Annotated in this window: 23 protein-coding genes; 4 read left to right on the top strand and 19 right to left on the bottom strand. The window is 68.4% G+C overall.

Going from position 1 to position 21,108, the window contains the following annotated elements; genetic code table 11:
- Window positions 1-31 precede the first annotated feature (31 nt).
- Window positions 32-2,191, bottom strand: coding sequence for a histidine kinase dimerization/phosphoacceptor domain -containing protein (locus tag GEMRO_RS0102795; protein WP_084506455.1), 2,160 nt, complete (start codon window positions 2,189-2,191; stop codon window positions 32-34).
- A 134-nt stretch (window positions 2,192-2,325) separates the two neighbouring features.
- Here GEMRO_RS0102795 and GEMRO_RS0102800 point away from each other — a divergent pair, with 134 nt between their 5' ends.
- Window positions 2,326-2,937, top strand: coding sequence for a biliverdin-producing heme oxygenase (locus GEMRO_RS0102800; RefSeq protein WP_051328607.1), 612 nt, complete (start codon window positions 2,326-2,328; stop codon window positions 2,935-2,937).
- A gap of 14 nt (window positions 2,938-2,951) precedes the next feature.
- Here the strand turns inward: GEMRO_RS0102800 and GEMRO_RS0102805 are convergent, their stop codons facing one another.
- From GEMRO_RS0102805 to GEMRO_RS27140, 18 genes are all read right to left on the bottom strand, one after another.
- Window positions 2,952-3,239: an HlyU family transcriptional regulator gene (locus tag GEMRO_RS0102805; protein WP_051328608.1), complete on the bottom strand. Its 288-nt coding sequence runs from the start codon at window positions 3,237-3,239 to the stop codon at window positions 2,952-2,954.
- An 81-nt stretch (window positions 3,240-3,320) separates the two neighbouring features.
- Window positions 3,321-4,208 (bottom strand): carbohydrate kinase family protein, encoded by an 888-nt coding sequence (locus GEMRO_RS27125; protein WP_205624881.1) that lies wholly within the window; start codon window positions 4,206-4,208, stop codon window positions 3,321-3,323.
- 86 nt (window positions 4,209-4,294) lie between these two features.
- A complete protein-coding gene (locus tag GEMRO_RS33975) occupies window positions 4,295-4,633 on the bottom strand; it encodes a hypothetical protein (RefSeq protein ID WP_027132809.1) in 339 nt (112 codons plus the stop codon).
- Window positions 4,630-5,724 carry an ABC transporter ATP-binding protein gene (locus GEMRO_RS0102820; protein ID WP_027132810.1) on the bottom strand — a complete coding sequence of 365 codons (1,095 nt, stop codon included), beginning with the start codon at window positions 5,722-5,724 and terminating at the stop codon, window positions 4,630-4,632. Before GEMRO_RS0102820 ends, GEMRO_RS33975 begins: the two co-directional genes overlap by 4 nt.
- 4 nt (window positions 5,725-5,728) lie before the next feature.
- Window positions 5,729-6,598 (bottom strand): carbohydrate ABC transporter permease, encoded by an 870-nt coding sequence (locus GEMRO_RS0102825; RefSeq protein WP_027132811.1) that lies wholly within the window; start codon window positions 6,596-6,598, stop codon window positions 5,729-5,731.
- A gap of 1 nt (window position 6,599) precedes the next feature.
- Window positions 6,600-7,448: a carbohydrate ABC transporter permease gene (locus tag GEMRO_RS0102830; RefSeq protein WP_205624882.1), complete on the bottom strand. Its 849-nt coding sequence runs from the start codon at window positions 7,446-7,448 to the stop codon at window positions 6,600-6,602.
- Window positions 7,449-7,609: 161 nt separating this feature from the next.
- Entirely contained in the window at window positions 7,610-9,085 is a 1,476-nt protein-coding gene (locus GEMRO_RS0102835) for an extracellular solute-binding protein (RefSeq protein WP_205624883.1), read from the bottom strand.
- 70 nt (window positions 9,086-9,155) lie between these two features.
- Entirely contained in the window at window positions 9,156-10,244 is a 1,089-nt protein-coding gene (locus GEMRO_RS0102840; protein WP_027132814.1) for an ABC transporter ATP-binding protein, read from the bottom strand.
- Window positions 10,245-10,433: 189 nt separating this feature from the next.
- The gene (locus GEMRO_RS27130; RefSeq protein WP_051328610.1) at window positions 10,434-11,273 is read right to left on the bottom strand and encodes a FadR/GntR family transcriptional regulator; all 840 of its coding nucleotides are present in this window, start codon (window positions 11,271-11,273) and stop codon (window positions 10,434-10,436) included.
- A 14-nt stretch (window positions 11,274-11,287) separates the two neighbouring features.
- Window positions 11,288-11,875, bottom strand: a complete 588-nt coding sequence (locus tag GEMRO_RS0102850) for a DJ-1/PfpI family protein (protein ID WP_027132815.1) — start codon at window positions 11,873-11,875, stop codon at window positions 11,288-11,290.
- A 24-nt stretch (window positions 11,876-11,899) separates the two neighbouring features.
- Window positions 11,900-12,307 carry a type II toxin-antitoxin system VapC family toxin gene (locus tag GEMRO_RS27135; protein ID WP_051328611.1) on the bottom strand — a complete coding sequence of 136 codons (408 nt, stop codon included), beginning with the start codon at window positions 12,305-12,307 and terminating at the stop codon, window positions 11,900-11,902.
- The gene (locus tag GEMRO_RS0102860) at window positions 12,307-12,555 is read right to left on the bottom strand and encodes a type II toxin-antitoxin system Phd/YefM family antitoxin (RefSeq protein ID WP_027132816.1); all 249 of its coding nucleotides are present in this window, start codon (window positions 12,553-12,555) and stop codon (window positions 12,307-12,309) included. The genes GEMRO_RS27135 and GEMRO_RS0102860 overlap by 1 nt, the downstream gene beginning before the upstream one ends.
- A 52-nt stretch (window positions 12,556-12,607) precedes the next feature.
- Window positions 12,608-13,780 carry a Gfo/Idh/MocA family protein gene (locus tag GEMRO_RS0102865; protein ID WP_027132817.1) on the bottom strand — a complete coding sequence of 391 codons (1,173 nt, stop codon included), beginning with the start codon at window positions 13,778-13,780 and terminating at the stop codon, window positions 12,608-12,610.
- Between the two features lie 99 nt (window positions 13,781-13,879).
- Window positions 13,880-15,064, bottom strand: a complete 1,185-nt coding sequence (locus tag GEMRO_RS0102870) for a Gfo/Idh/MocA family protein (protein ID WP_027132818.1) — start codon at window positions 15,062-15,064, stop codon at window positions 13,880-13,882.
- A 13-nt stretch (window positions 15,065-15,077) separates the two neighbouring features.
- Window positions 15,078-16,136 (bottom strand): sugar phosphate isomerase/epimerase family protein, encoded by a 1,059-nt coding sequence (locus tag GEMRO_RS0102875; protein ID WP_027132819.1) that lies wholly within the window; start codon window positions 16,134-16,136, stop codon window positions 15,078-15,080.
- Between the two features lie 10 nt (window positions 16,137-16,146).
- Window positions 16,147-16,995: a sugar phosphate isomerase/epimerase family protein gene (locus GEMRO_RS0102880; protein ID WP_027132820.1), complete on the bottom strand. Its 849-nt coding sequence runs from the start codon at window positions 16,993-16,995 to the stop codon at window positions 16,147-16,149.
- Window positions 16,996-17,002: 7 nt separating this feature from the next.
- Window positions 17,003-17,914, bottom strand: coding sequence for a sugar phosphate isomerase/epimerase family protein (locus GEMRO_RS0102885; protein ID WP_035484642.1), 912 nt, complete (start codon window positions 17,912-17,914; stop codon window positions 17,003-17,005).
- Between the two features lie 35 nt (window positions 17,915-17,949).
- Window positions 17,950-18,444, bottom strand: a complete 495-nt coding sequence (locus GEMRO_RS27140) for an RbsD/FucU family protein (RefSeq protein ID WP_051328612.1) — start codon at window positions 18,442-18,444, stop codon at window positions 17,950-17,952.
- Window positions 18,445-18,641: 197 nt separating this feature from the next.
- On the opposite strand from GEMRO_RS27140, the gene GEMRO_RS32270 reads away from it, so the two are divergent.
- The 3 genes from GEMRO_RS32270 (at window position 18,642) to GEMRO_RS0102905 (ending at window position 21,106) form a co-directional block, all read left to right on the top strand.
- Window positions 18,642-19,019, top strand: a complete 378-nt coding sequence (locus GEMRO_RS32270; protein WP_051328613.1) for a hypothetical protein — start codon at window positions 18,642-18,644, stop codon at window positions 19,017-19,019.
- Between the two features lie 102 nt (window positions 19,020-19,121).
- Window positions 19,122-20,207: an ABC transporter ATP-binding protein gene (locus tag GEMRO_RS0102900; protein ID WP_027132822.1), complete on the top strand. Its 1,086-nt coding sequence runs from the start codon at window positions 19,122-19,124 to the stop codon at window positions 20,205-20,207.
- A gap of 5 nt (window positions 20,208-20,212) precedes the next feature.
- Window positions 20,213-21,106 (top strand): ABC transporter permease, encoded by an 894-nt coding sequence (locus GEMRO_RS0102905; protein ID WP_027132823.1) that lies wholly within the window; start codon window positions 20,213-20,215, stop codon window positions 21,104-21,106.
- Window positions 21,107-21,108 lie beyond the last annotated feature (2 nt).

Genomic DNA, 21,108 nt, shown 5'->3' on the forward strand with positions numbered 1-21,108 from the left:
CGGCGCCGCAGCCTGCCGGCCGCCCCTCCCCTCAGGCGGCGCGGACGCTCACGGTGACGCGGCGGCCGGGCTGGTCGTCCTGGTGCTCGATGCCGCCGTGCCACTGGGCGCTGAGGGCGCGGATCATCTTGACGCCGAAGCCGGTGCCGGTGGAGGTGGCCTCGCCGATGCCCTGGTCGGCGACCACCAGGGCCAGGGTGCGGCCGGCGCCCTCCTTCAGCTCGATGTCGATCGGGCCGGGCGCGCCGCCATAGGCGTACTTGGCGGCGTTGACGACCAGCTCGGTCAGGATCAGGCCCAGGCTAACCGCCTGGTCGGTCGGCACCGAGATCGTGTCGGCGCGGACCCGGATGTGCCGCTCCCAGTCCGAGCCCAGCGATTCCACCAGCTCGCCGCGCAGCTCCTCCAGGTAGCGGCCCATCTCCACCGACTGCACCTGGTCTGAGCGGTACAGCCGCCGGTGCACCAGGGCCACCGCCATCAGCCGGCGCCTTGCCTCCTCCAGCTGGGTCAGCACCCTCTCGTCGGTGATGCCGCGCATTTGCAGGGACAAAAAGCTGCTCACCAGCTGCAAACTGTTCTGGACCCGGTGGTTCACCTCGCCCAGCAGCACGTCCTTTTGCTGGAGCAGGCTGTCCTGCTGCCCCAGCAGCGTGTCCTTCTCCTGGACGGTCACCCGCAGCTGGGCATTCAGCACGGCCAGCTGCTTGCTCTGGCGCAGCTCCACCAGGCGGGTGCGCAGCCGGGCGGCGGTCTCGGTCTCCACCAGCGTCCAGGACCTGGCGTTGCCGCGCACCGTCTCCTGCCACAGATCGAACGAGGCCCGGGGGGTGAGCTGCGCCGCGCCGCCGGGCTCGGCCGCCTTGTGCGGGTTGCCGGCCCAGCTCAGCACTTCCGGCTCCTCGGCCCTAAACCACAGGATCGCGAACGGCTCCTGCCGGTTCAGCACCACCGCCAGCAGGCCGGCGCCGGTCTGGGCGAAGGCCTGGGCCGGGGGGAACTGCCTGCCCAGGGAGTCGCTGGCGAACGGCCCGGCGGACTCCTGGGACAGCACCCAGTCGCGTACCAGGCCGACCTCGCCCTGGTCCGGGCAGTGGCCATGGCGGACGATCATGCGCCCATGGCAGATCGCGACGCCATCGGCGGAGACCAGGTTCATCAGGCGCGCCGGCTCCTGCGCCAGGCCGTCCTCGACCCGCTGGGCGGCATGCAGGCCGGACAGGAAGTCGTCCTCCATCGCGCGCAGGCGCAGGCGCTGGCGGCTGCGCTCGGCCTCCTCCTGCGCGGCGATCTGCCGGGCCAGCATCCGCGCCAGCACCCGGGCGGCGGCGCGCGCGCCATAGGGCAGGAAGCGCGGCTGCATGTGGTGGCAGGCAACCAGCCCCCACAGGGTCCCGTCGATCACGATCGAGACCGAGGCGGAGGCGGCGACCCCCATGTTGCGGAGATATTGGAGGTGGACCGGCGAGACGCTGCGCAGCGCGCAGCAGGTCATGTCCAGAGGCCCGGTCGATCCCTCCATGCCCAGCAGCGGCGCCGGCACGTAGCCGGCGTCGGGGATCACCCGGATCAGGTTGCGCGCATAGAGGGCGCGGGCCTGCTTCGGGATGTCGGAAGCGGGAAAGCGGTGGTTCAGGAAGGAGTGCAGCCCGTCTGCCTGGTCCTCGGCGACCACGGCGCCGGCGCCATCGTCCAGGAAACGGTAGAGCATCACCCGGTCGAAGCCGGTGAGCTGGCGGAACACGATGGCCGCCTGGCGGTAGAGCTCGTGGCGGTCGCGGGCCCGCTCGAAGCAGCGGGCGGCCTCCTCGACATTGGCGAGGCTGGCCGGCCCGGACAGTTCCACCTCCGGCCCCGGCTCGAACTCCAGGATCAGCCGGCCGTCCGCCCGGTGCACGGCCACGTCCAGGGGGCCGCTGCCGGCGATGGCCCAGGAGCCCAGATAGCCTGCGGCCGAGCCGGCATCGCGAAAGGCCTGGGCGCACCCGGCCAGCCTGGCGCAAAGGCCGGCAAGCGGCCGGCCCAGGAGGTCCGCTGGCTCGCGGTCGAACCGCGACGCGACGTCGCCGGCCAGCTGCACCACGACCAGGTCGGCCGGATCGAGCACCAGCAGGATCCCGTGCGGCTGGATCGCGCCAGGAACATGGATCGGCTCGCGATCACAGCTGGAAAAATCCAGGGATTGATCCATCAAGCGGCACCCGTCGAACAATACGCCCCGTTCCAGAAAATACGGAGCAACAACCGGACCGGACGTGGTGTACCGGTTCTGTTCCTGAAAATCATCCCCGGGCTGGCCGGACCGGGCCGATTCTGCCAAGCAGCATGACGTCCGCCGTCTTCCGGAGCCCGATCATTCCCCCGGCCGCCCCGTCCCCTGCCCCGCCCGCATTCCTGGAGCGCCTGCGCCGCGCGACCGCACCGGCGCATGAGAAGCTGGAGCAGCGCCTCGACCTGCTGCACCGCCCGCCCGGCCACGACGATCTCCTGGCGCTGCTGCGCGGCTTCCACGGCTTCCACGCCGTCTGGGAGCCGCAGGTGGAGGCGGAGCTGGGCGCCGCCTATTTCCTGCCGAGGCGGCGGCTGCCGCTCCTGCAGGCGGACCTGGAGGCGCTGGGCGATCCGGGCGGCCCGCCGCCCCGTCCGGTGCTCGACCTGTTCGACAGCGCGCCCGGCGCCTGGGGCTCGGCCTATGTGTTGGAGGGCTCCACCCTGGGCGGCGCCCTGATCGCCCGCGCGCTGGCGGGGCGGGAGGGGCTGCCGGCCCGGCTGCGCTATTTCAGCCCCCATGGCCGGCGCACCGCCGCCATGTGGGCGGCGTTTCGCGCCGACATGCTGCGCTCGGTCCCGCCCGAGGCCGAGGCGCTGGCGATTGCGTCGGCGCAGGCGACCTTCCAGGCCCTGGCCGGCTGGCTGCCCGAGAACCGCCGGACCTGAACGGCTCTGCTTGCTCAGCGGAACAGGCGGTCGCCCTGCTCGTCGATCAGCTGGCGGGCCTTCTGCACCGAATGGCCGATCGCGTCGTCGCGCGAGCCATGGGTGTCGGCGCGGATGAAGCGGTGCTCCTTGGGCCCGTCGGGAAAGCTCTTGCGGATGGTGCCGGCGACGTTGAACTGGCCGCCGCTGGCGATGGGATCGGCCAGGATCTCGTAGCCGTTATACTCGACCGGGTCCGCGGCCACCGCCGCCTTGCCGCCGGAACCGCCTCCGAACAGCTTGCCCATGAGCTTGCCCAACATCGACGTCTTCTCCCCCAAGGGCCACCCGTTCCTCCGGCATGTGAGGCACCGCGGCCGGATCGGCAAGGGCCCGGGCGGGGATCAGGCGCGCGCGGGCAGGCTGCGCATCGCTTCCAGCGTGGCGTCGAAGCCGGTGATCCCGGCATCGGAGCCAAGCCCGGTCGCCACCAGCGCCGAGGCGGCGGTGGCCAAGCGCGCCGCCTCCTCCAGCGCCATGCCCCGGCTCAAGCCGGCGATCATCCCGGCGACATAGGCATCGCCGCAGCCGGTGGTGTCCACGACCGGCACCTGGAAGGCCGGCACGCGCAGCACCTGGCCGTCGCGGGTCACCAGCACCGAGCCGTCGCCGCCGAGCGTCACCGCGGCCGCGCCTGCCCCGGCCTCCACGAAGAACCGGGCGGCCTCCACCGGGTCGGTGCGGCCGGACAGGGCGCTGGCCTCCTCGATCGAGGGCATGAACCAGTCGACGAACGGCAGGAGCGGCAGGACCAGGGCCTGCGCGCCGTTCTCGGGGGCGATCAGGTCCAGGCTGGTGGTGCATCCCCGTTCCCGGGCAGCGCGGAGCAGGCGCAGGGAGGGCGGGCCGTCCAGCCGGCGCAGAAAGCCGGTGCCGCCCAGATGGACGAAGCGGGCCTGCAGGACCCGGGCGAGCCCGGCCTCGTCCAGGGTGAAGTGGTCGGAGGCGCCGCGGACATGCAAAGCGGGGCGCTCGCCGTTGCGGCGCACGTTCATGATGGTGGTGGAGGTCGGCACGCCCGGGATCTGCTGCATCCCGGCGATGTCCAGGCCGTGCCGCTCCAGCTTGGAAAGCACCAGCGCGCCCTGCTCGTCGTCGCCGACCGCACCGGCCGCCAGGGTGCGCAGGCCGAGCCTGGCGAGGTCGACCGCGGTGGCGCCGGCGGTGCCGGAGACCACCAGGCGGATCTCGTCGATGAAGGCGACCCCGCCGCCCGGCGGGATCGCGTCCACCGGGCGGCCGAGGATGTCGAGCGTGTAGAAGCCGACCGCCGCCGCGTCGTAGCGCGTGCCGCCGGCCGTTCCGGGGCCGGAAAGGGCTATTGCTGCGCCTCCCGGGCGGCGCTGGCCGCTTCCAGGCGGTAGACGTAGAGCTCGGCCGAGCCGATGCCGAGCATCGCCACGATCACCAGGATCAGCAGGATGATCCCGCCGGCCTTGAACAGGGAGCGCGGCTGCACGCCCGGCCGGCACAGCGGCACCAGGTTGAAGGCCAGCCCGCCCACCACCACCAGGATGCAGCCGACCGTGAACAGGTCGATGGTGAACGGCTGGAAGATCATGAACAGGGCGGCGCAGCAAAGCGCGATGATCGCGTACTCGACGCGCTTGGCGCCCTTGGCGCTGAGGCCGCCGGCCTGGCTGGTCGGAGTGGTCATGAGCGCACCGCCTGTTCGTCGGGTCCGAAGACGTGGACATAGCCCGGCTGGAAGCGGACATGCAGGCGGTCGCCCTCGTCGATCGCCACCCGCCAGTCGCACACCACCCGCATCGACTGGGTGCCGTCGGAGAGATGGGCCAGGGTCTCCGCCCCCATCGGCTCCACGATGTCGACCTGGAAGGACAGGCCGTCGGCCACCGGCTCCGGCACGATTTCCAGGTTGCGCGGCCGGATGCCGATGGTGACGGCGCTGCCCGGCGCCAGGCGGCTGACCGCCGGGTCGACCTGCACCATCAGGTTCTGCCCGCCCGGCAGCACGAAGCTGCCGAAGCCCGCCTCCATGCCCTTGTAGGTGGCCGGGATCACGTTCATCTGCGGCGTGCCGATGAAGCCGGCGACGAACAGGTTGGCGGGCCTGGCGAAGATGTCGTGGGGGGTCGCCACCTGCTCGATGATCCCGGCGCGCATCACCGCGATCCGGCTGGCCATGGTCAGCGCTTCCAGCTGGTCATGGGTCACGATCACCGTGGCCTTGGACAGGCCGGACAGGACTTCCTTGATCTCGCCGCGCATCTGCTCGCGCAGGCTCACGTCCAGGCGCGAGAGCGGCTCGTCGAACAAAAAGCATTCGGGGTCGCGGATGATCGAGCGGCCGACCGCGACCCGCTGCTTCTCGCCCTCGGAGAGCTGGGAGGGCTTGCGGTCGAGCACGCCGTCCAGCTGCAGGGTCTTCGCGACCTGGGCGACCTTGGCGTCCATCTCGGCCTGGCTGCGCCCCTCGGCGTGCAGCGGGAACTTCAGGTTCTCCGCCACGGTCAGCGAGGGGTAGAGCGCGTAGAACTGGAAGGCCATGGCGACGTTGCGCTCGCGGGCGAGCAGCTCGTTGACCCGCCGGCCGCCGATCTGGCACTCGCCCTCGGTGATGTCCTCCAGGCCGGCGACCATGCGCAGGGTGGTGGTCTTGCCGCAGCCCGAGGGCCCCAGCAGGCACATCACCTCGCCCTGGCCCACCGACAGGTTGATCTTCTCCACGGCCTTGAAGCCGTTCGGGTAGACCTTGGTGACGTCGCGGATGTCGATGGTCGTCATGGCCTCACTTCCGAACCGTGCCGAAGGTGACGCCGCGCAGGAGCTGGTTCTGCAAGAGGAACGTCACGAAGAAGATCGGGATCAGGAACAGGGTGACGATCGCGGCCAGAAGGCCGTAATCGACGCCCATCTCGCCGCCCAGCGTGCGCGCCACCGCCACCGGCACGGTGCGGGTGTCGACGCCGGTGAGCAGCAGCGCGAACAGAAACTCGTTCCAGGTCAGGATCAGGCCGAACACGAAGGTCGCGGCCAGGCCCGCCTTCACCTGGGGCAGGCAGATCCCGAAGAACAGCTGGCGCTCGGTGGCGCCGTCCATCCGGGCCGCGTCCTCGATCTCGCCGTTCAGCTCGTCGAAGAACGAGCGCACCATCCAGATGGTGAACGGCAGGTTGAAGGCGGTGTAGAGGAAGATGATGCCGGCATAGGTGCCGGACAGGCCGATCTCGCGGAACATCAGGAAGATCGGGATCACCACGACGATCGCCGGCATCATCCGGGTGGTCAGGATGATGAACATGTAGGTCTCGTTGCCCTTGAGCGGGTAGCGCGAGAACCCGTAGGCGGCGATCGTGCCGATGATCAGCGCCAGGAGGCAGGAAGTGCCGGCGACGAAGATCGAGTTGAAGAAATAGAGCGGGAACTCGGTCTGCTGGGCGGCACCGCCGCCGGAGATCACCGCGCGGAAGAACACCCCGATGAAGTTGTCCAGGGTCGGGGTGAAGAAGAATTTCGGCGGCACCGCCAGCGCGTCCGGACGCGTCTTGAAGGCGGTCATGATGATCCACAGGACCGGGAAGAAGTAGATCACGCTGATGATGCCGGCGAAGGCCGTCCAGCCCCAGCCGGCGCGGCCGATCTCGCGGGATTTCGCCATGTCAGTCGACCTCCTGCGCGCGGCGGTTCACCGCGTAGAGATAAAGCGATGTCAGCACGATCACGACGAACAGGATGATGTAGGCGAGCGCTGCCGACTGGCTGGTCTTGAAGTACTGGAAGGCCAGCCGGTAGACATACACGCCGATCGTCTCGGTGGCTGTCCCGGGTCCGCCCTCGGTGAGGATGTAGACCACGTCGAACAGCTTGAAGGTCTCGATCGTGCGGAACAGCACGGCCAGCAGCAGCAGGCTCTTGATGTAGGGGAAGGTGATCGTGGTGAAGCGTCGCCAGGGCGAGGCGCGGTCGATCTCGGCGGCCTCGTAGAGATATTTGGGCACCGACACCAGGCCGGCCAGCACCAGCAGCATCACGAACGGCGACCACATCCAGGCATCGGCGAACACCACGCCGACAATGGCGCCGGTGGGAGTCGCGAGCAGCGCGTAGCGGTCGCCGGTGACCATGGCGATCGCCTGGCTGACCAGGCCGAAGGTCGGCTCGTAGAACAGCTTGAAGAACACGCCGACCGCGACCAGCGACAGCATCATCGGGGTGAGCACCAGCATCAGGAGGATGCGGCGCAGCGGGAACTGGCGCTGGAACAGCATCGCCAGGAGGAAGCCGACCACCAGCTGCGCCAGCACCGAGCTGGTGACGATGATCGCGGTGGTCTTGAACCGCTCCCAGACCACCGGGTCGGTGATCACCCGCTCGAAGAAGCGCAGCCCCACGAAGTCCGGGGCATCACGCTTGCGCGCGCTGTAATTGTAGAAGCTCAGGCCGAACGACCAGAGCAGCGGGAAGATGTTCATCAGGAACAGGACGATCAGCGCCGGCGCGACCAGCAAGGGCCCGCGTCGGCCCGGTGCGAGCAACCATGCAAGGAAGCCACCCTCCGACCTGATCTCCTGCGCGACGACAGCGCTGCTCGCCATGATGTTCCCGTCCAATCGATCGAAGCGGGGCGGACCCGCGAGGGCCCGCCCCTGTCGGCATGGTCAGATCCGGCTCACTCGATGCGGCCGGCATCCTCGAGGGTCTGCTGCTGGAAGCGCGCCACCGCGTCGAGCGCCTCCTGGGCGGAGATCTGGCCGGTGATCGCCTTGTCGAACTCGGCCTGCTGCTGGGTCAGGAGCTCGAAGAATTCCGGCACGTGCCAGACGTCGCGCTGCCAATCGAGCATTTCCTTGTGCGCCCGGTTCCAGGGCCGCAGGTTGTCATACTCGGGATCGGCCATGACCGACATCAGACCCGACTGCCCGCCATTGGCGACGAACTGCTTCTGGGTCTCGGGCTTGAGCCACCACTTCACCACTTCCAGGCCGGCCTGGTCGACCTCGGGGCTGTTCCAGGTGGTCAGCACGAAGGGCTGGCCGCCGATATTGCCGGTCCGGTCGATGGTGCCGTCCTCCTTGCGGGTGCCCGGCGCCGGGGCGAAGGCGGCCTTGTCGGAGACGCGCGAGGTCTTCGGATCGAGCACCGGCTCGCCCAAGCCCACCCAGTCGATGGTGGTCGCGGTCTTGCCCTGCATGAACAGGTCCTGGATCACGAAGATGTCGGCCTGGCCGGTCTTCGACACCGGCGGCATGTACTGCAAGAGGCTCAGATAATGCTCCAGCGCCTTGACGTTGGTCTCGCTGTTGACCACGCCCTCGGCCTGGGCTTCCGGCTGGTTGGTCTCGTCCCAGATCTCGCCGCCGTTCTGCCAGATGAACGCGTTGATCTGCATGGTCGAGAAGTCGTAGCCCTTGCCGGCCTGGTACGAGATCCCGAAGAAGTCGTCGTCGGCCACGCCGTCGCCCAGCGGGTCGCCCTTCTTGCGCATGAAGTGCTTGCCGATGTTCTCGTAGACCTGCCAGTCGACTTCCTGCCAGTCCTCATAGGTGCAGGGCAGCTTCTGGTTGAAGCTCTCCTGGAACTTCTTCGCCTCGGTCTCGTTGCAGAAGAGATCCTCGCGATAGAAGGTCACGTAGGTGTCCGGGAACTGCGGGAACCCGTAGTAATGGGTGTCCGGCGCCGGGAACGGGTTCTCCTCGATGAACTTGCGCGACTTGTTCGGGTAGGTCGAGTAGGCCGAGATCAGCGCCGGATGGAGGTCCTTCATGATCGCGGTCAGTTCCGGATCGGCCTTCATCAGCTCGGTCAGGTCCTTGTAGTACCCGCCGTCCACGAACGACCCCAGCCACTGGCTGTCGGTCACGATCATCTGGTACTTCTGCTCGCCCGAGGTCAGCGAGGCGGCGACGCGCTCGTAGAAGCTCGGCCAGGGGATGTAGTCCATCTCCAGCTTGATGTTGTTGCCGGAGGTGGACTTGAAGGAGCGGTCGAACTCCTCCTTCATGAACCGCGTCGGCGGCCAGTCCGGCGCCGCCATGGTGATGGTGATGTCGGCGGCCTGCGCCGCGGTCGGCATCATGCCGACGCCGCCGACCACGACGGCCGCCAACGAGGCGCCGTACAGCCAGCAATCCCAGCTTCTCGTCATCTCGGTTCAACCTCCCTGTAGCGGTGCATTGATTTCGCACCATTCGTGAAATCGACCGCTCGACCGGATGTCACGCGATGCGGACACCGGTCTCCGCGTGGAAGAGATGCGCGTCGACGGCGGACAGGGTGACCTCGATCGGGTTGCCCGGCTGGATGCCGACGGCCTTCTCCTCCGGCAGCGCCATCTTCATGGCGGCGCCGTTGATCTCCAGGTCCAGCAGGGTGACGTCGCCCAGCGGCTCGGTCAGGTGGACCTTGGCGGGGAAGGACGGGCCGCGCTCCGGGGCGGCCCCCAGCAGCACGTCGTGGGGACGCACGCCGTAATAGACCTGCTCGCCGCCGCTCAGGTGGATGCGCCAGGCATCCGCCGGGAGCTGGCCGAACGGCAGCTCGACCACGAAGCCTCCGTCGCGCCGCGCGACCCGGCCCGGCACCAGGTTGATCGCCGGCGAGCCGACCATGCCGGCCACGTAGGTGTTCAGCGGCGCGGTGTAGAGGCTGCGCGGGGTGTTGACCTGGACGACCCGGCCGTCGCGCATCACCCCGACCCGCTGGCCCATGGTCAGCGCCTCGAGCTGGTCGGGCGTGGCGTAGAGCATGGTCATGCCGAGCTCGCGGTGCAGGCGCTTGAACTCGGCGCGGGTGTCGTGGCGCAGCTTGGCGTCGAGGTTGGTGAGCGGCTCGTCCAAGAGCAGAAGCTTCGGCCGGCGCACCAGCGCCCGGCCGATCGCGACGCGCTGCTGCTCGCCGCCGGACAGGGTCGAGGGCAGCCGGTCCATGGTGTGGACCACCCGCAGCATCTCGGCGACCTCGCCGACCCGCCGGGCGATCTCGGCGCTGTCCACGCCGGCCCGCTCCAGGGGATAGGCGAAGTTCTTGCGCACGGTCAGGTGCGGATAGAGCGCGAAGGTCTGGAAGATCATCGCGATGTCGCGGCCCTGGACCGGCATCCCGGCCATGTCGCGACCGTTGAACGAGATCTGCCCGCCGTCCAGGGCTTCCAGGCCCGAGATCGCGCGCAGCATCGTGGTCTTGCCGGCCGAGGACGGCCCGAGCAGGCAGTAGAACTCGCCATCACGGACGTCGAAGCTCATCCCGTCCAACGCGGTCACGCGTCCGAAGCGCTTCACGACATCCTGCACGATCAGGTCGGACAAACTGCCCCCTTGCCCGCCGCCGTTATCCGGCGTGCGTGTTTCAAGCCATCCCTGCGTCACGTCCTGCCCGGCATCGCCCGGCGCGGCTCTGCGGCCTCACGCAACGTTTGTTGCCGAACTCTAGCCGGAACTTGCGCCCCGAAAAAGTCCGATTTTTTACTTGTGGACCCTGCGACTAGCCATCCTCGATCAGCTTGCCGGAATCGCGGGCGGTGGCAAGTCGTCACCTTTCTCGTCCAGCCAGGGATTGGGACCCCGCTCCTCGAAATACGCCAGCTCCCCGATCGCGTTCTCGATCACCCGGCGCATCGCGGCTTCCGCGGCCACCGGGTCGCGCGCCCGGATCCCGGTCAGGATCGCCTCGTGCATCGGGCAGATCCGCCAGCGCAGGTGGGTGGTGTCCTCGCGGCGGAGGACGTGGTGCCGGTGCAGGTTGAAGGCGCGGTCCAGGGCCGGCATCAGCGCGCGGCCGAGCTGGGTGAGGAAGCGGTTGTGCGAGGCGTCGAACACGGCGGCGTGGAAATCCAGGTCCGCCGCGTAGAACGCCGCCAGGTCCGCCTCCAGCGCGGTCGCCTCCATGGTGGCCAGATGGCCGGCCACGGTGGCGATGTCGGCCTCGCTGCCGCGCAGCGCCGCGGTCCGGGCCGCCTGCGGCTCGATGGCGAGCCGGACCTCGGCCAGCTCCGCCATCAGGCCGGGGTCCAGGCGGAACGGGTCGATCCAGGCCAGCACGTCCGGGTCCAGCAGGTTCCAGTCGGTCATCGGCCGGATCCGCCCGCCGGTGCGCTGGCGCAGCTCGATCAGCCCCTTGGCGGCCAGCACCCGCATCGCCTCGCGGATCGAGGTCCGGCTGACCCCGAACACCTCCAGCAGCTCGTCGATCGAGGGCAGCGCCTCGCCCGGCGCCAGCTCGCCCCGCCCGATCCGCTCGCCCAGCTGGTGGACGAGCCGGCCGTGCAGGCCGATGCGCGGGTAGAGCCGGAGCCAGTTGACCCCTTCCGGCAGCGCCGGCCCGTTGGATCCGGCCATGACCCGGTCCCGCCTCAGCCGTGCTCGATCCGGGTGCCCAGCACGACCAGGCACTCGCGCATGAACGCGGCCAGGCCCGGCCAGCCCTTGCCCGAGACCAGCTTGCCCTGGCGATGCGCACCGTCCGGCGGCACGTCGACATAGATGCCGCCGGCGAGACGCACTTCCGGCTCGCAATACTGCAGCGCCGCCACCTCGCGGCCCTTCAGCACCCCGTCCACCGCCATCAGGATCTGCACGCCGTGGCAGATCGTGAAGATCGGCTTGTCGGCCTCGTGGAAGTGCCGGACGATCCGCTGCACCCGGGGGTCGATCCGGATGTATTCCGGCCCGCGCCCGCCGGCACAGTAGACTGCATCATAGTCCGCCGGGTCCACATCGGCGAAGGTCTGGTTGATCAGGTGGTTGTGGCCGGGCTTCTCGGTGTAGGTCTGGTCGTTCTCGAAGTCGTGCAGCGAGGTCTTGATGAACTCGCCCTTCTTCTTGTCCGGGCAGACCACGTGCACCGTGTGGCCGACCGCCTCCATGGCGTGCTGGAACACGAAGATCTCGTATTCCTCGCTGAACTCGCCGGTCAGCATGAGGATCTTCTTGCCGGTCATCTCGTCTAGCTTCCCTGTTGTTCGTTATTGCAAGAGAACGTGAACGCCCTGGGCATCGGCCGCCTTGGCCAAGGCCCGGTCGAAGGTGAGGAGCGGGACCGTGAGTCGCATCGCCAACTCAAGGTAGCCCGCGTCGTAAACCGAAAGCCGGTGCTGCCGGGCCAGATGGACAAGTGGACCGAACGCGATCATCGGCGTGTTCATGTCGATGTTGACGTTCAGCTCGTTCAAGGAGGCGAATGCCGCGGACATGTGCGCCGACGTGAACCGTAGCCGGCGCTCGGCGGCGAGAAATCCGCTTGCGACCTCAGCGCTCCAATAAGCGGGCGCATAGAGCGGCCCCGCCGCAGCAGCCTCGGACAGGACTATCCTGGCCCGCACCGGCTCATCCGGCATGAAAGCGCCGATCGCCACCGAAGCATCCACGACCATCAGTCCTGGTACCGCCGGCCAGCCTTCACCAGTTCCACCGGATCCACCCCCCGAAGCTCCTCGGCCGGACCTAGAGCGTCGAAGCGATCGAACGCGGCTTTCAGCCGGACAAGATTGGCCTGCCTGGGGCCCACCAGCCGCGCCACCGGCTTGCCGTGCCGGGTGATCACGATCTCCTCGCCCCGCTCCACCTGCTCGATCAGCCGGGACAGGTGGGTCTTCGCCTCAAGGATGCCGACTTCGGTCATGCCGCGACTCCTGGTAATCTGACCATAAATCTAGTCAGATCCGCTCAGCCCGTCAAAGCGACGCCCCAGTCTCCTCCCACTGGCCGCTCTTGGCCGAGCGCAGCACCGCGTCGCACACCTTCTGGGTCTGCAGGGCGTTGCGGAAGTCCGGCTGGACCCCCTCGCCCCTGCCCACCGCCGCCACAAAATCGGCGCAGGCATGCACGAAGCTGTGCTCGTAGCCGACGATCAGGCCCGGGACCCACCAATGGTCCATGTAGGGATGCTCGCCGTTGGTGACGTGGATCTTGCGCCAGCCGGTCAGGTGGCCCTCGGTCTTCTGGCCGGTCGCGTGGTTCTTGTACTCGAAGAAGTTCAGGTACTGCAGGTCGTGCAGGTCGAAGGAGAGCGACGCGTCCTCGCCGTTCAGCTCGAAGGTCTTCAGCGCCTTGTGGCCGCGCGCATAGCGGGTGCTCTCGAACAGGCCCATCGAGCCGTTGGCGAACCGCGCCAGGAAGGCGCAGGCATCGTCGATCCCGACCGCCTTCTTCTCGCCGGTGCCGACATGGACCCGCTCCTTCACGAAGGTCTCGGTGTCCGCCACGACCTTGGTGATCGGCCCGTTCAGCCACATCGCGGTGTCGATGTTGTGCGCCAGCAGATCGCCGGTGACGCCGCTGCCCGCAGCCTCCACGTCCAGCCGCCACACCCCGGCCCCGCCCTGCGGCACGTCCGGCGAGATCGTCCAGTCCTGCAGGAAGTTGGCGCGGTAGTGGAACACCCGGCCCATCCGGCCCTCGTCGACCAGCTGCTTGGCCAGCGTCACCGCCGGCACCCGGCGATAATTGTACCACACCATCGCCGGGCGGCCGGACGCCTCCACCGCCTCGACCATGCGCTCGCCCTGCTCGGCGGACATGGCGAGCGGCTTCTCGCAGGTGATCATCTTGCCGGCCTGGGCCGCGGCGATCGCGACCTCGGCGTGCAGGTTGTTGGGCACGCAGATGTCGACCACGTCGACATCGGGCGATTCCACGACCTTGCGCCAGTCGGTGGTGGTCTCCGCATAGCCCCAGGCGTCCGCGAACGCGGTCAGCTTGGCCTGGTCGCGCGCGCAGGCCATCTGCAGCACCGGCACATGGTCCAGCTCAGGAAAGAACCGCTCGACCTGCCGCCAGCCGTTGGAATGGACCCGGCCCATGAAGCCGTAGCCGACCATGCCGATCCGTAGGGGCTTTTTCGCCATCGTTGTCTCGCCTCCCTGCGGGCAGGTCCGGCCTGCCCCGATCCCTTGTCTTGCTGCTGGGCCGCCCGGCAGGGGTCGCCGGGCGGCACCCTCAGCCGGTCACACCGCGGCCTTGGTCCAGGCTCCGTTCTTCCTGCTGCTCTCCACCACCGCCTCGCAGAACTTCACGCCCTCCAGGCCCTGCTGGATGCCCGGCACCAGCATCGCCTCCGGGTCGGGCGCGCGCCCCTCGATCTTCGCCGAGATCAGCTCGGCGGCGTCCGAGTAGAGGTTGGCGAAGCCCTCCAGGTAGCCTTCCGGGTGGCCGGACGGCACCCGGGTGACCCGGGCGGCGCCAGGGCCCGACCCGGCGCCGCCGCGGCTGATCTGCCGGGGCGGCTCGCCATAGGGCGTGAAGGTCAGGTAGTTCGGGTTCTCCTGCTCCCAGGACAGCCCGCCCTTGTCGCCATAGACGCGCACCCGCAGGCAGTTCTCGTTGCCCGGCGCCACCTGGGATGCCCACAGCATCCCCTTCGCCCCGCTCTCGTAGCGCAGCATGATGTGGGCGTTGTCGTCGAGCTGGCGGCCGTCCACGAAGCTGGTCAGGTCGGCAGCCAGTTCCTTCAGCGTCAGGCCGCTGATGAACCCTGCCAGGTTCATGGCATGGGTGCCGATGTCGCCGACCGCCCCCACCGGCCCGGACTGGGCCGGGTCGTTGCGCCAGGCGGCCTGCTTCTGGCCGGTGTCCTCCAGCTTGGTGGTCAGCCAGTCCTGGGCGTATTCCGCCTGGACGATCCGCACCTGGCCGAGCAGGCCGTCCGCCACCATCTGGCGGGCCTGCCGGACCATCGGGTAGGCGGTGTAGTTGTGGGTCAGCACGAACACCACGTCCGGCTGCTTGGCCAGCGCGTCGGCCAGCCGCTTGCCGTCCTTCATGCCGACCGTGAGCGGCTTGTCGCAGATCACGTGGATGCCGCGGCGCACGAACTCCAGCGCCGCCGGGACGTGGACATGGTTCGGCGTCACGATTGCGACGACGTCGATGCCCTCCTTCAGCCGCGCCTCGCGCTGCGCCATCTCGGCATAGCTGCCGTAGCAGCGCGCCTCGGGCAGGCCGAGCTCGGCACCGGACGCCTTCGACTTCTCCGGGGTGGAGGAGAAGGCGCCGGCGACCAGCTCGAACCGGTCGTCCATCCGTGCCGCCAGCCGGTGCACGGCGCCGATGAACGCCCCCTGCCCGCCGCCGACCATGCCCAGGCGAAGCCTGCGCCGCGGCGCCTTCGCCTGGCTGCTTTCACCGACCATCCGACAACTCCCCTTAGCGGTCCAGGCCGAGCGAACGGCGCGCCACCGAGACATCGGCGCCCTGGCCGATGAAGTCCTCGAAGCTGCCCTCGCTCACCTTGATGATGTGGTTGGCGATGAACTCCGCCCCCTCGCGGGCGCCGTCGATGCTGTTCTTGATCGCGCACTCCCACTCCAGCACCGCCCAGCTGTCATAGTCGTAGACCGCGAGCTGGCTGAAGATCGCGCCGAAATCGACCTGGCCGTCGCCCAGCGACCGGAAGCGCCCGGCCCGGTGCGGCCAGTCCTGGAAACCGGAATAGACGCCCTGCTTGCCGGACGTGTTCAGCTCGGCGTCCTTGACGTGAAACGCGGTGATCCGCTCGTGGTAGTGCTCGATGAAGGCCAGGTAATCCAGGCCCTGCAGGCAGAAATGCGAGGGATCATAGTTGATCGTGCAGCGCTTGTGGTTGTTCACGCGCTTGAGGAACATCTCGAAGGTGACGCCGTCGTGCAGGTCCTCGCCCGGGTGGATCTCGTAGGCGACGTCGACGCCGACCTCGTCATGGGCGTCCAGGATCGGCTGCCAGCGCTTGGCCAGCTCGTCGAACGCGGTGTCGATCAGGCCGGCGGGGCGCGGCGGCCAGGGATAGATGTAGGGCCAGGCAAGCGCGCCGCTGAAGGTGACATGCACGTCCAGGCCGAGATTGCGGCTGGCCTTGGCGCCTGCCAGCACCTGGGAGACCGCCCATTCCTGGCGCGCCTTGGGATTGCCGCGGACATGCGGGGCGGCGAACGCGTCGAAGCCCTCGTCATAGGCCGGGTGCACCGCCACGCACTGGCCCTGCAGATGGGTCGAGAGCTCGGTGATCTCGATGCCCTGCTCGGCGGCGACGCCCTTGATCTCGTCGCAATAGTCCTTGGACTGCGCGGCCTTCTCCAGGTCGAACAGGCGCCCGTCCCAGGTCGGGATCTGCACGCCCTTGTAGCCCAGGCCGGCAGCCCAGCCGCAGATCGACTTCCAGCTGTTGAACGGCGCCTGGTCGCCCACGAACTGGGCAAGGAACAGGCCGGGGCCCTTCATCGTCTTCATCGCATCGTCCTCAGGCTTTGGCGTAGGCGTCGCGCAGGAAATCGTGGCCGAACCGGTAGACCTCCTCGCGCGCCGGGAAGAAGTCGCGCCAGACGCGGGTGGCGGCCGCCAGCCCGGGCAGCGCCCGGCCAAACGCCTCGATCGTGTAGAAGCCCTGGTAGCCGCCCTTCTTGAACGCCTTGAAGGTGGCGTCCCACGGCACATGACCCTTGCCGGGCGTGCCCCGGTCGTTCTCAGAGACGTGGACGTGGTTGATCTGCGCCAGGTTGGGCAGGATCACGCCGACCGGGTCCTTCTCCTCGATGTTCTGGTGGAAGGTGTCGTAGAGCAGGCCGTAGTTCGGCCGGTCGACCTGGCGCACCACGTTGGCGGCGTCGTCCACCGTGTTCAGCGCATGGCACTCGAACCGGTTGAGCGGCTCCACCGACAGCTTCAGGCCCAGCTTGGCGGCATAGTCCGCCGCCCGGCCATGCACGTCGACGATGCCGGCCCGCTCTTCCTTGCTGGCCGGCTCGCCGGTGAACACGCCGAGCGGCTGGTAGAACGGCCCGCACAGAAGCTCGCCGCCGGCGGCGTCCAAACAGTCCAGCGCCCAGGTCAGCCGCTTGAGCGCGTTGTCGCGCACCGCGGCGTCCGCGCTGATCGCCGAACTCTGCTCGTCGGGCAGCACGGTGACCGCGGTCATCCGCAGGCCGTTGTCCTTGGCGACCTGGCCGACCTTGCGAAAATGCTCCGGGTCGCCCTCGAAGATCGGCAGCTCGACCCCGTCATAGCCGGTCTTCTTGATCTCGGCGAACAGGGGGAAATGCTCCTCGGTGACGTGGGTCGTCCAGAGCAGCAGGTTGAAGCCCAGCAGCATGGCGCCCTCACCCGTATTTCTTGTTGAGCTCGTCCAGCGCCGCCTTGCACTTCTCGGTGGCCGGCCACGCATGCGGCCAGAAGCACAAATCGACCGTCCACCAGTCGTGACCCACGTTCTCCTTGGCGAGTGCCGGCACCAATTCGTCGAAGTTCAGCACGCCCTCGCCGAACGGCGGATGCGCGCTGGTTTCGTCCTCGCCGTTGTCGTCCTTGTGGCAGGTGTTGTCGCTGTCGATCAGGTGGATGTGGTTGATCCGCCCGGACAGGCGCTGGATGAACTCGAGCTGGCCGCCTTTCAGCGTCTCCTTCTTGCCTTCCTGGCGCACCCCGTTCACCGCGACCATCTGGCCATGGCAGGTGTCGTACATCACCCCGAAATTGGCATGCGGCAGCTTGTCCAGCACGCGCTGCACGTCGGAGGGCTTGTTGAAGGCGAAGCCCGGCTCGAACTCCCAGGTCACGTACAGGCCGTGGTCGCCCGCGGTCTTGATGCACCAGTCCCAGGTCTCGACCAGCCGCTTCATCAGGTCGTCGTAATCGGCTTCCTTGTGGATCGTCGGCGGCTGCACCGTGTCGACCCGGATGCCCTTGATGCCGAGATCTTCAGCGAACCGGGCGTTCTCCTTGAACGCCGCCTTGTAGTCCGAGGTGTCGCGGGTGTTCAGGAGCTTTTGCGACCACAGATCCTGGGCGAAGCCGGAGAAGGCCAGGCCGTGCTTCTTCACCTTGTCGACCAGGGCGTCCCGGTCGTCCCTGGTCGGGTGGTTCTGCGGGTTCGGGTAGCCGTTGAAGCCGCCGAGCTCCAGCCCGTCGAACTTCAGCTCGGCGAGCTTGGCCAGCACTTCGTCGAAGGGGATCGGATGGGCGCCGTACGGGCCGACATTATAGGCCCAGGTACCGATCGACGTCCGATGCATCTTCAGCCTCCATGATGATGTTCTGCCGGCCGGCTTCAGCCCAGCCCCAGCGCCTTCTTCTCCGCCGGCCCGGGCACGCCGACCTTGCCCCCGGTGGCGATCACCCCCTTGGTCAGGATGAAATTGGCATAAGGGCGGTCGTCGAGCGTCCAGATGATCGCCCGGCACCTGGTGGATTCCGGATAGAACGCGAACCGCTCGATGGAGCCCATTGTCCAGTCCGGCCCGGACACCTCGTGCATCATGTCGAGGAAGCCCTGGTGCGCGGCGTTCATCTCGTCGGGCGCGCCGGAGATCTCCATGCGCATCACCGGATGGCGCACGAACCCGTCCAGCGGGAACACCGACAGGAGGGCGCGGCCGATGCCGACCGTGTCCAGGTCGGTGCGGAGCAGCGGGATGCCGGCCTCGGCCGCCATGGCCGGGCCGGGAAAGTTCCGGTCCGCCAGGCAGATCCGGTCGCCATGACCCATGTCGCGCAGGATCGCGAGGAGATCCCCGCTCAAGTGCGGGTCGATCCCAATCAGCATGTCACCTCCCTCGGGACGTCTGGCGCGTCCGCATTGCGGTTAAAAAATCCGATCTTTCCCGGCGAATCAACCATGGGATCGTGGCGGGGCCGATTTTTCGGTGCGTCCCGTTCCGGGGAGGTTTGCAGCTTGTTGACCCTGCCGATCCATGAGGCGCAGTGTGCCAGAGTCGATCCGTGTTGGTTGGAGGCAGCGCCATGTCCGCCCTGTCGATGGACGGCACCGACCCCGCAAGCTGGGATCCCGAGCTCGACGCCGTGGCCGCCGCGCCGCGGCACCACCAGGTGCTCTACGAGGACGAGCTGATCCGGGTGGTCTCGGTCAGCATCGAGCCCGGCATGCAGGAACCCCTGCACCATCATCGCTGGCCCTCGGTGTTCGTGATCGACCGCCTGCCGCAGCGGATGCGCGACTTCGACGGCCAGGGCCGCGAGATCCCGCTGCCCGTCCAGGCCGATGCCGCGCTGCCCCTGGTGGTCCGGTTCCTGCCGCAGCCTCTGCACTCGGTGCGCAACGAGGACAGGGTGCCGTTCCACGGGACCCGCATCGAGTTCAAGCAGGGATTCCCGGACTAGCCGCCACCGGCTCCCGCCCGAAGCGTTCCGAGCGTGCATGCCCGCTTTCCAGGCGCACCGGCTTCGCTAAGGTCCGCGCACGGAACGGTACGGAGCAGGTGGATGGCAGGCGACGCGATCGAGGCGCGCGGACTGACGAAGAGGTTCGGCAGCGGGGCCCATGCGGTCACCGCGCTCGACCGCGTCTCGGTCACGATCCGGGAGAACGAGTTCTTCACGCTTCTCGGGCCGTCCGGCTGCGGCAAGACCACCCTGCTCCGCCTGATCGCCGGGTTCGAGCTTCCCAGCGAGGGCGAACTGCTGCTGCACGGCCAGCGCATCGAGAACCTGCCGCCGTTCCGCCGGCCGGTGAACACCGTGTTCCAGTCCTACGCGCTGTTCCCGCACCTCTCGGTCAAGCGCAACGTGGCCTTCGCCCCGGAGATGCAGAAGCGGCCCAAGGACGAGATCGAGCGGGAGGTCCGCCGGGTCCTGGACCTGGTCCGGCTGCAGGGCTTCGAGCACCGCCTGCCGCGCGAGCTGTCGGGTGGCCAGCAGCAGCGCGTGGCGCTGGCAAGGGCGCTGGCCGGCAACCCCAAGGTCCTGCTCCTGGACGAGCCGCTCTCCGCGCTCGACCTGAAGCTGCGCCGCGAGATGCAGGTCGAACTGAAGCGTCTGCAGCACGAGACCGGCATCACCTTCGTGTTCGTGACCCACGACCAGGAAGAGGCGCTGACCATGTCGGACCGGATCGCGGTGATGAGCGGCGGGAAGATCCTGCAGATCGGCACGCCCGCCGAGATCTACGAGCAGCCGACCTCGCGCTTCGTGGCCGACTTCATCGGCGAGACCAACTTCCTGAAAGCCCGCTGCCTGGAGACGATCGGCGGCCGGGCGCGCTTCCGCCTGAGTTCGGGCGACGAGCTGGAGGGCATCGCGATCCCGGGCATGGGTGCCGGCGCGGACGTCACCCTGGCGATGCGCCCGGAGCGGATCGACCTTCTGCGCGAGGACAGCCCGGGCCTGCCGGCCACGATGCGCAGCCTCCTTTATATCGGCAACGACACGGTCTGCACCCTGGCCCTTTCCGACGGCACCGAGGTCCAGGCGCGGGTGCAGAACCGGCGGGGCGCCGTGGGCGGGGTGGAGCCCGGCGCCACCGTGCACCTGCGCGTGCTGCCCGAGGCGGTGCGCGTGGTGGGGGACTGAGCGCCATGGCGAGACAGACCGGCGAAAGCGGGCGGCGCGCCCTCCTGATCGCGCCCTCGGTGCTGGTGATCGGCTTCTTCATGCTGGTGCCGGTGTTCATCATGGCCGCGATCAGCTTCATGGAGCGCGGCTCCGGCGGCGGGGTGAACTGGAACAGCTTCACCACCGAGCCCTACCTGCAGTTCCTGTTCGAGCGCGACCTCGACGACAGCCTGCTGCTCAACACCGACTACCTGCAGATCTTCTTCCGCTCGATCTGGCTGGCGGTACTGACCACCCTGCTCACCCTGGCGGTGGGCCTGCCCACCGCCCTCTACATGGCGCTGCAGCCCGAGCGCCGCCGCAACCTCCTGATCTTCCTGGTGACCATCCCGTTCTGGACCAATCTCCTGGTCCGCAACTATGCCTGGATCCTGCTCTTGCGGAACAACGGGCTGATCGACCAGGTGCTGATCGGGCTGGGCCTGCGCTCGGAGCCGATGGGGGTGCTCTACTCGACCTTCTCGATCGCGGTGGGCCTGACCTACACCTTCATGCCGTTCATGGTGCTGCCGGTCTATGCCAGCCTGGAGAAGATGGACTGGCGGCTGGTGGAGGCGGCCTACGACCTGGGCGCCAACCGCTGGCGGGCGCTGCGCCGGGTGGTGCTGCCGCTGGCGATGCCCGGGATCGCCGCCGGCTGCATCCTGGTGTTCATTCCGTGCCTCGGCGCCTTCGTGACCCCGGAACTGCTGGGCGGCGGCAAGTCGCTGATGATCGGCAACCTGATCCAGAGCCAGTTCGGCGCTGCGCGCAACTGGCCGTTCGGCGCCGCCTTGTCCATGGCGCTGCTGGTCTCGGTGCTGCTCGCGATGATGCTCTATCTCTGGCGCTACCGCCGCGCACCCGGAGGGGCCTGACC

Source organism: Geminicoccus roseus DSM 18922, assembly GCF_000427665.1.
GTDB lineage: Bacteria > Pseudomonadota > Alphaproteobacteria > Geminicoccales > Geminicoccaceae > Geminicoccus > Geminicoccus roseus.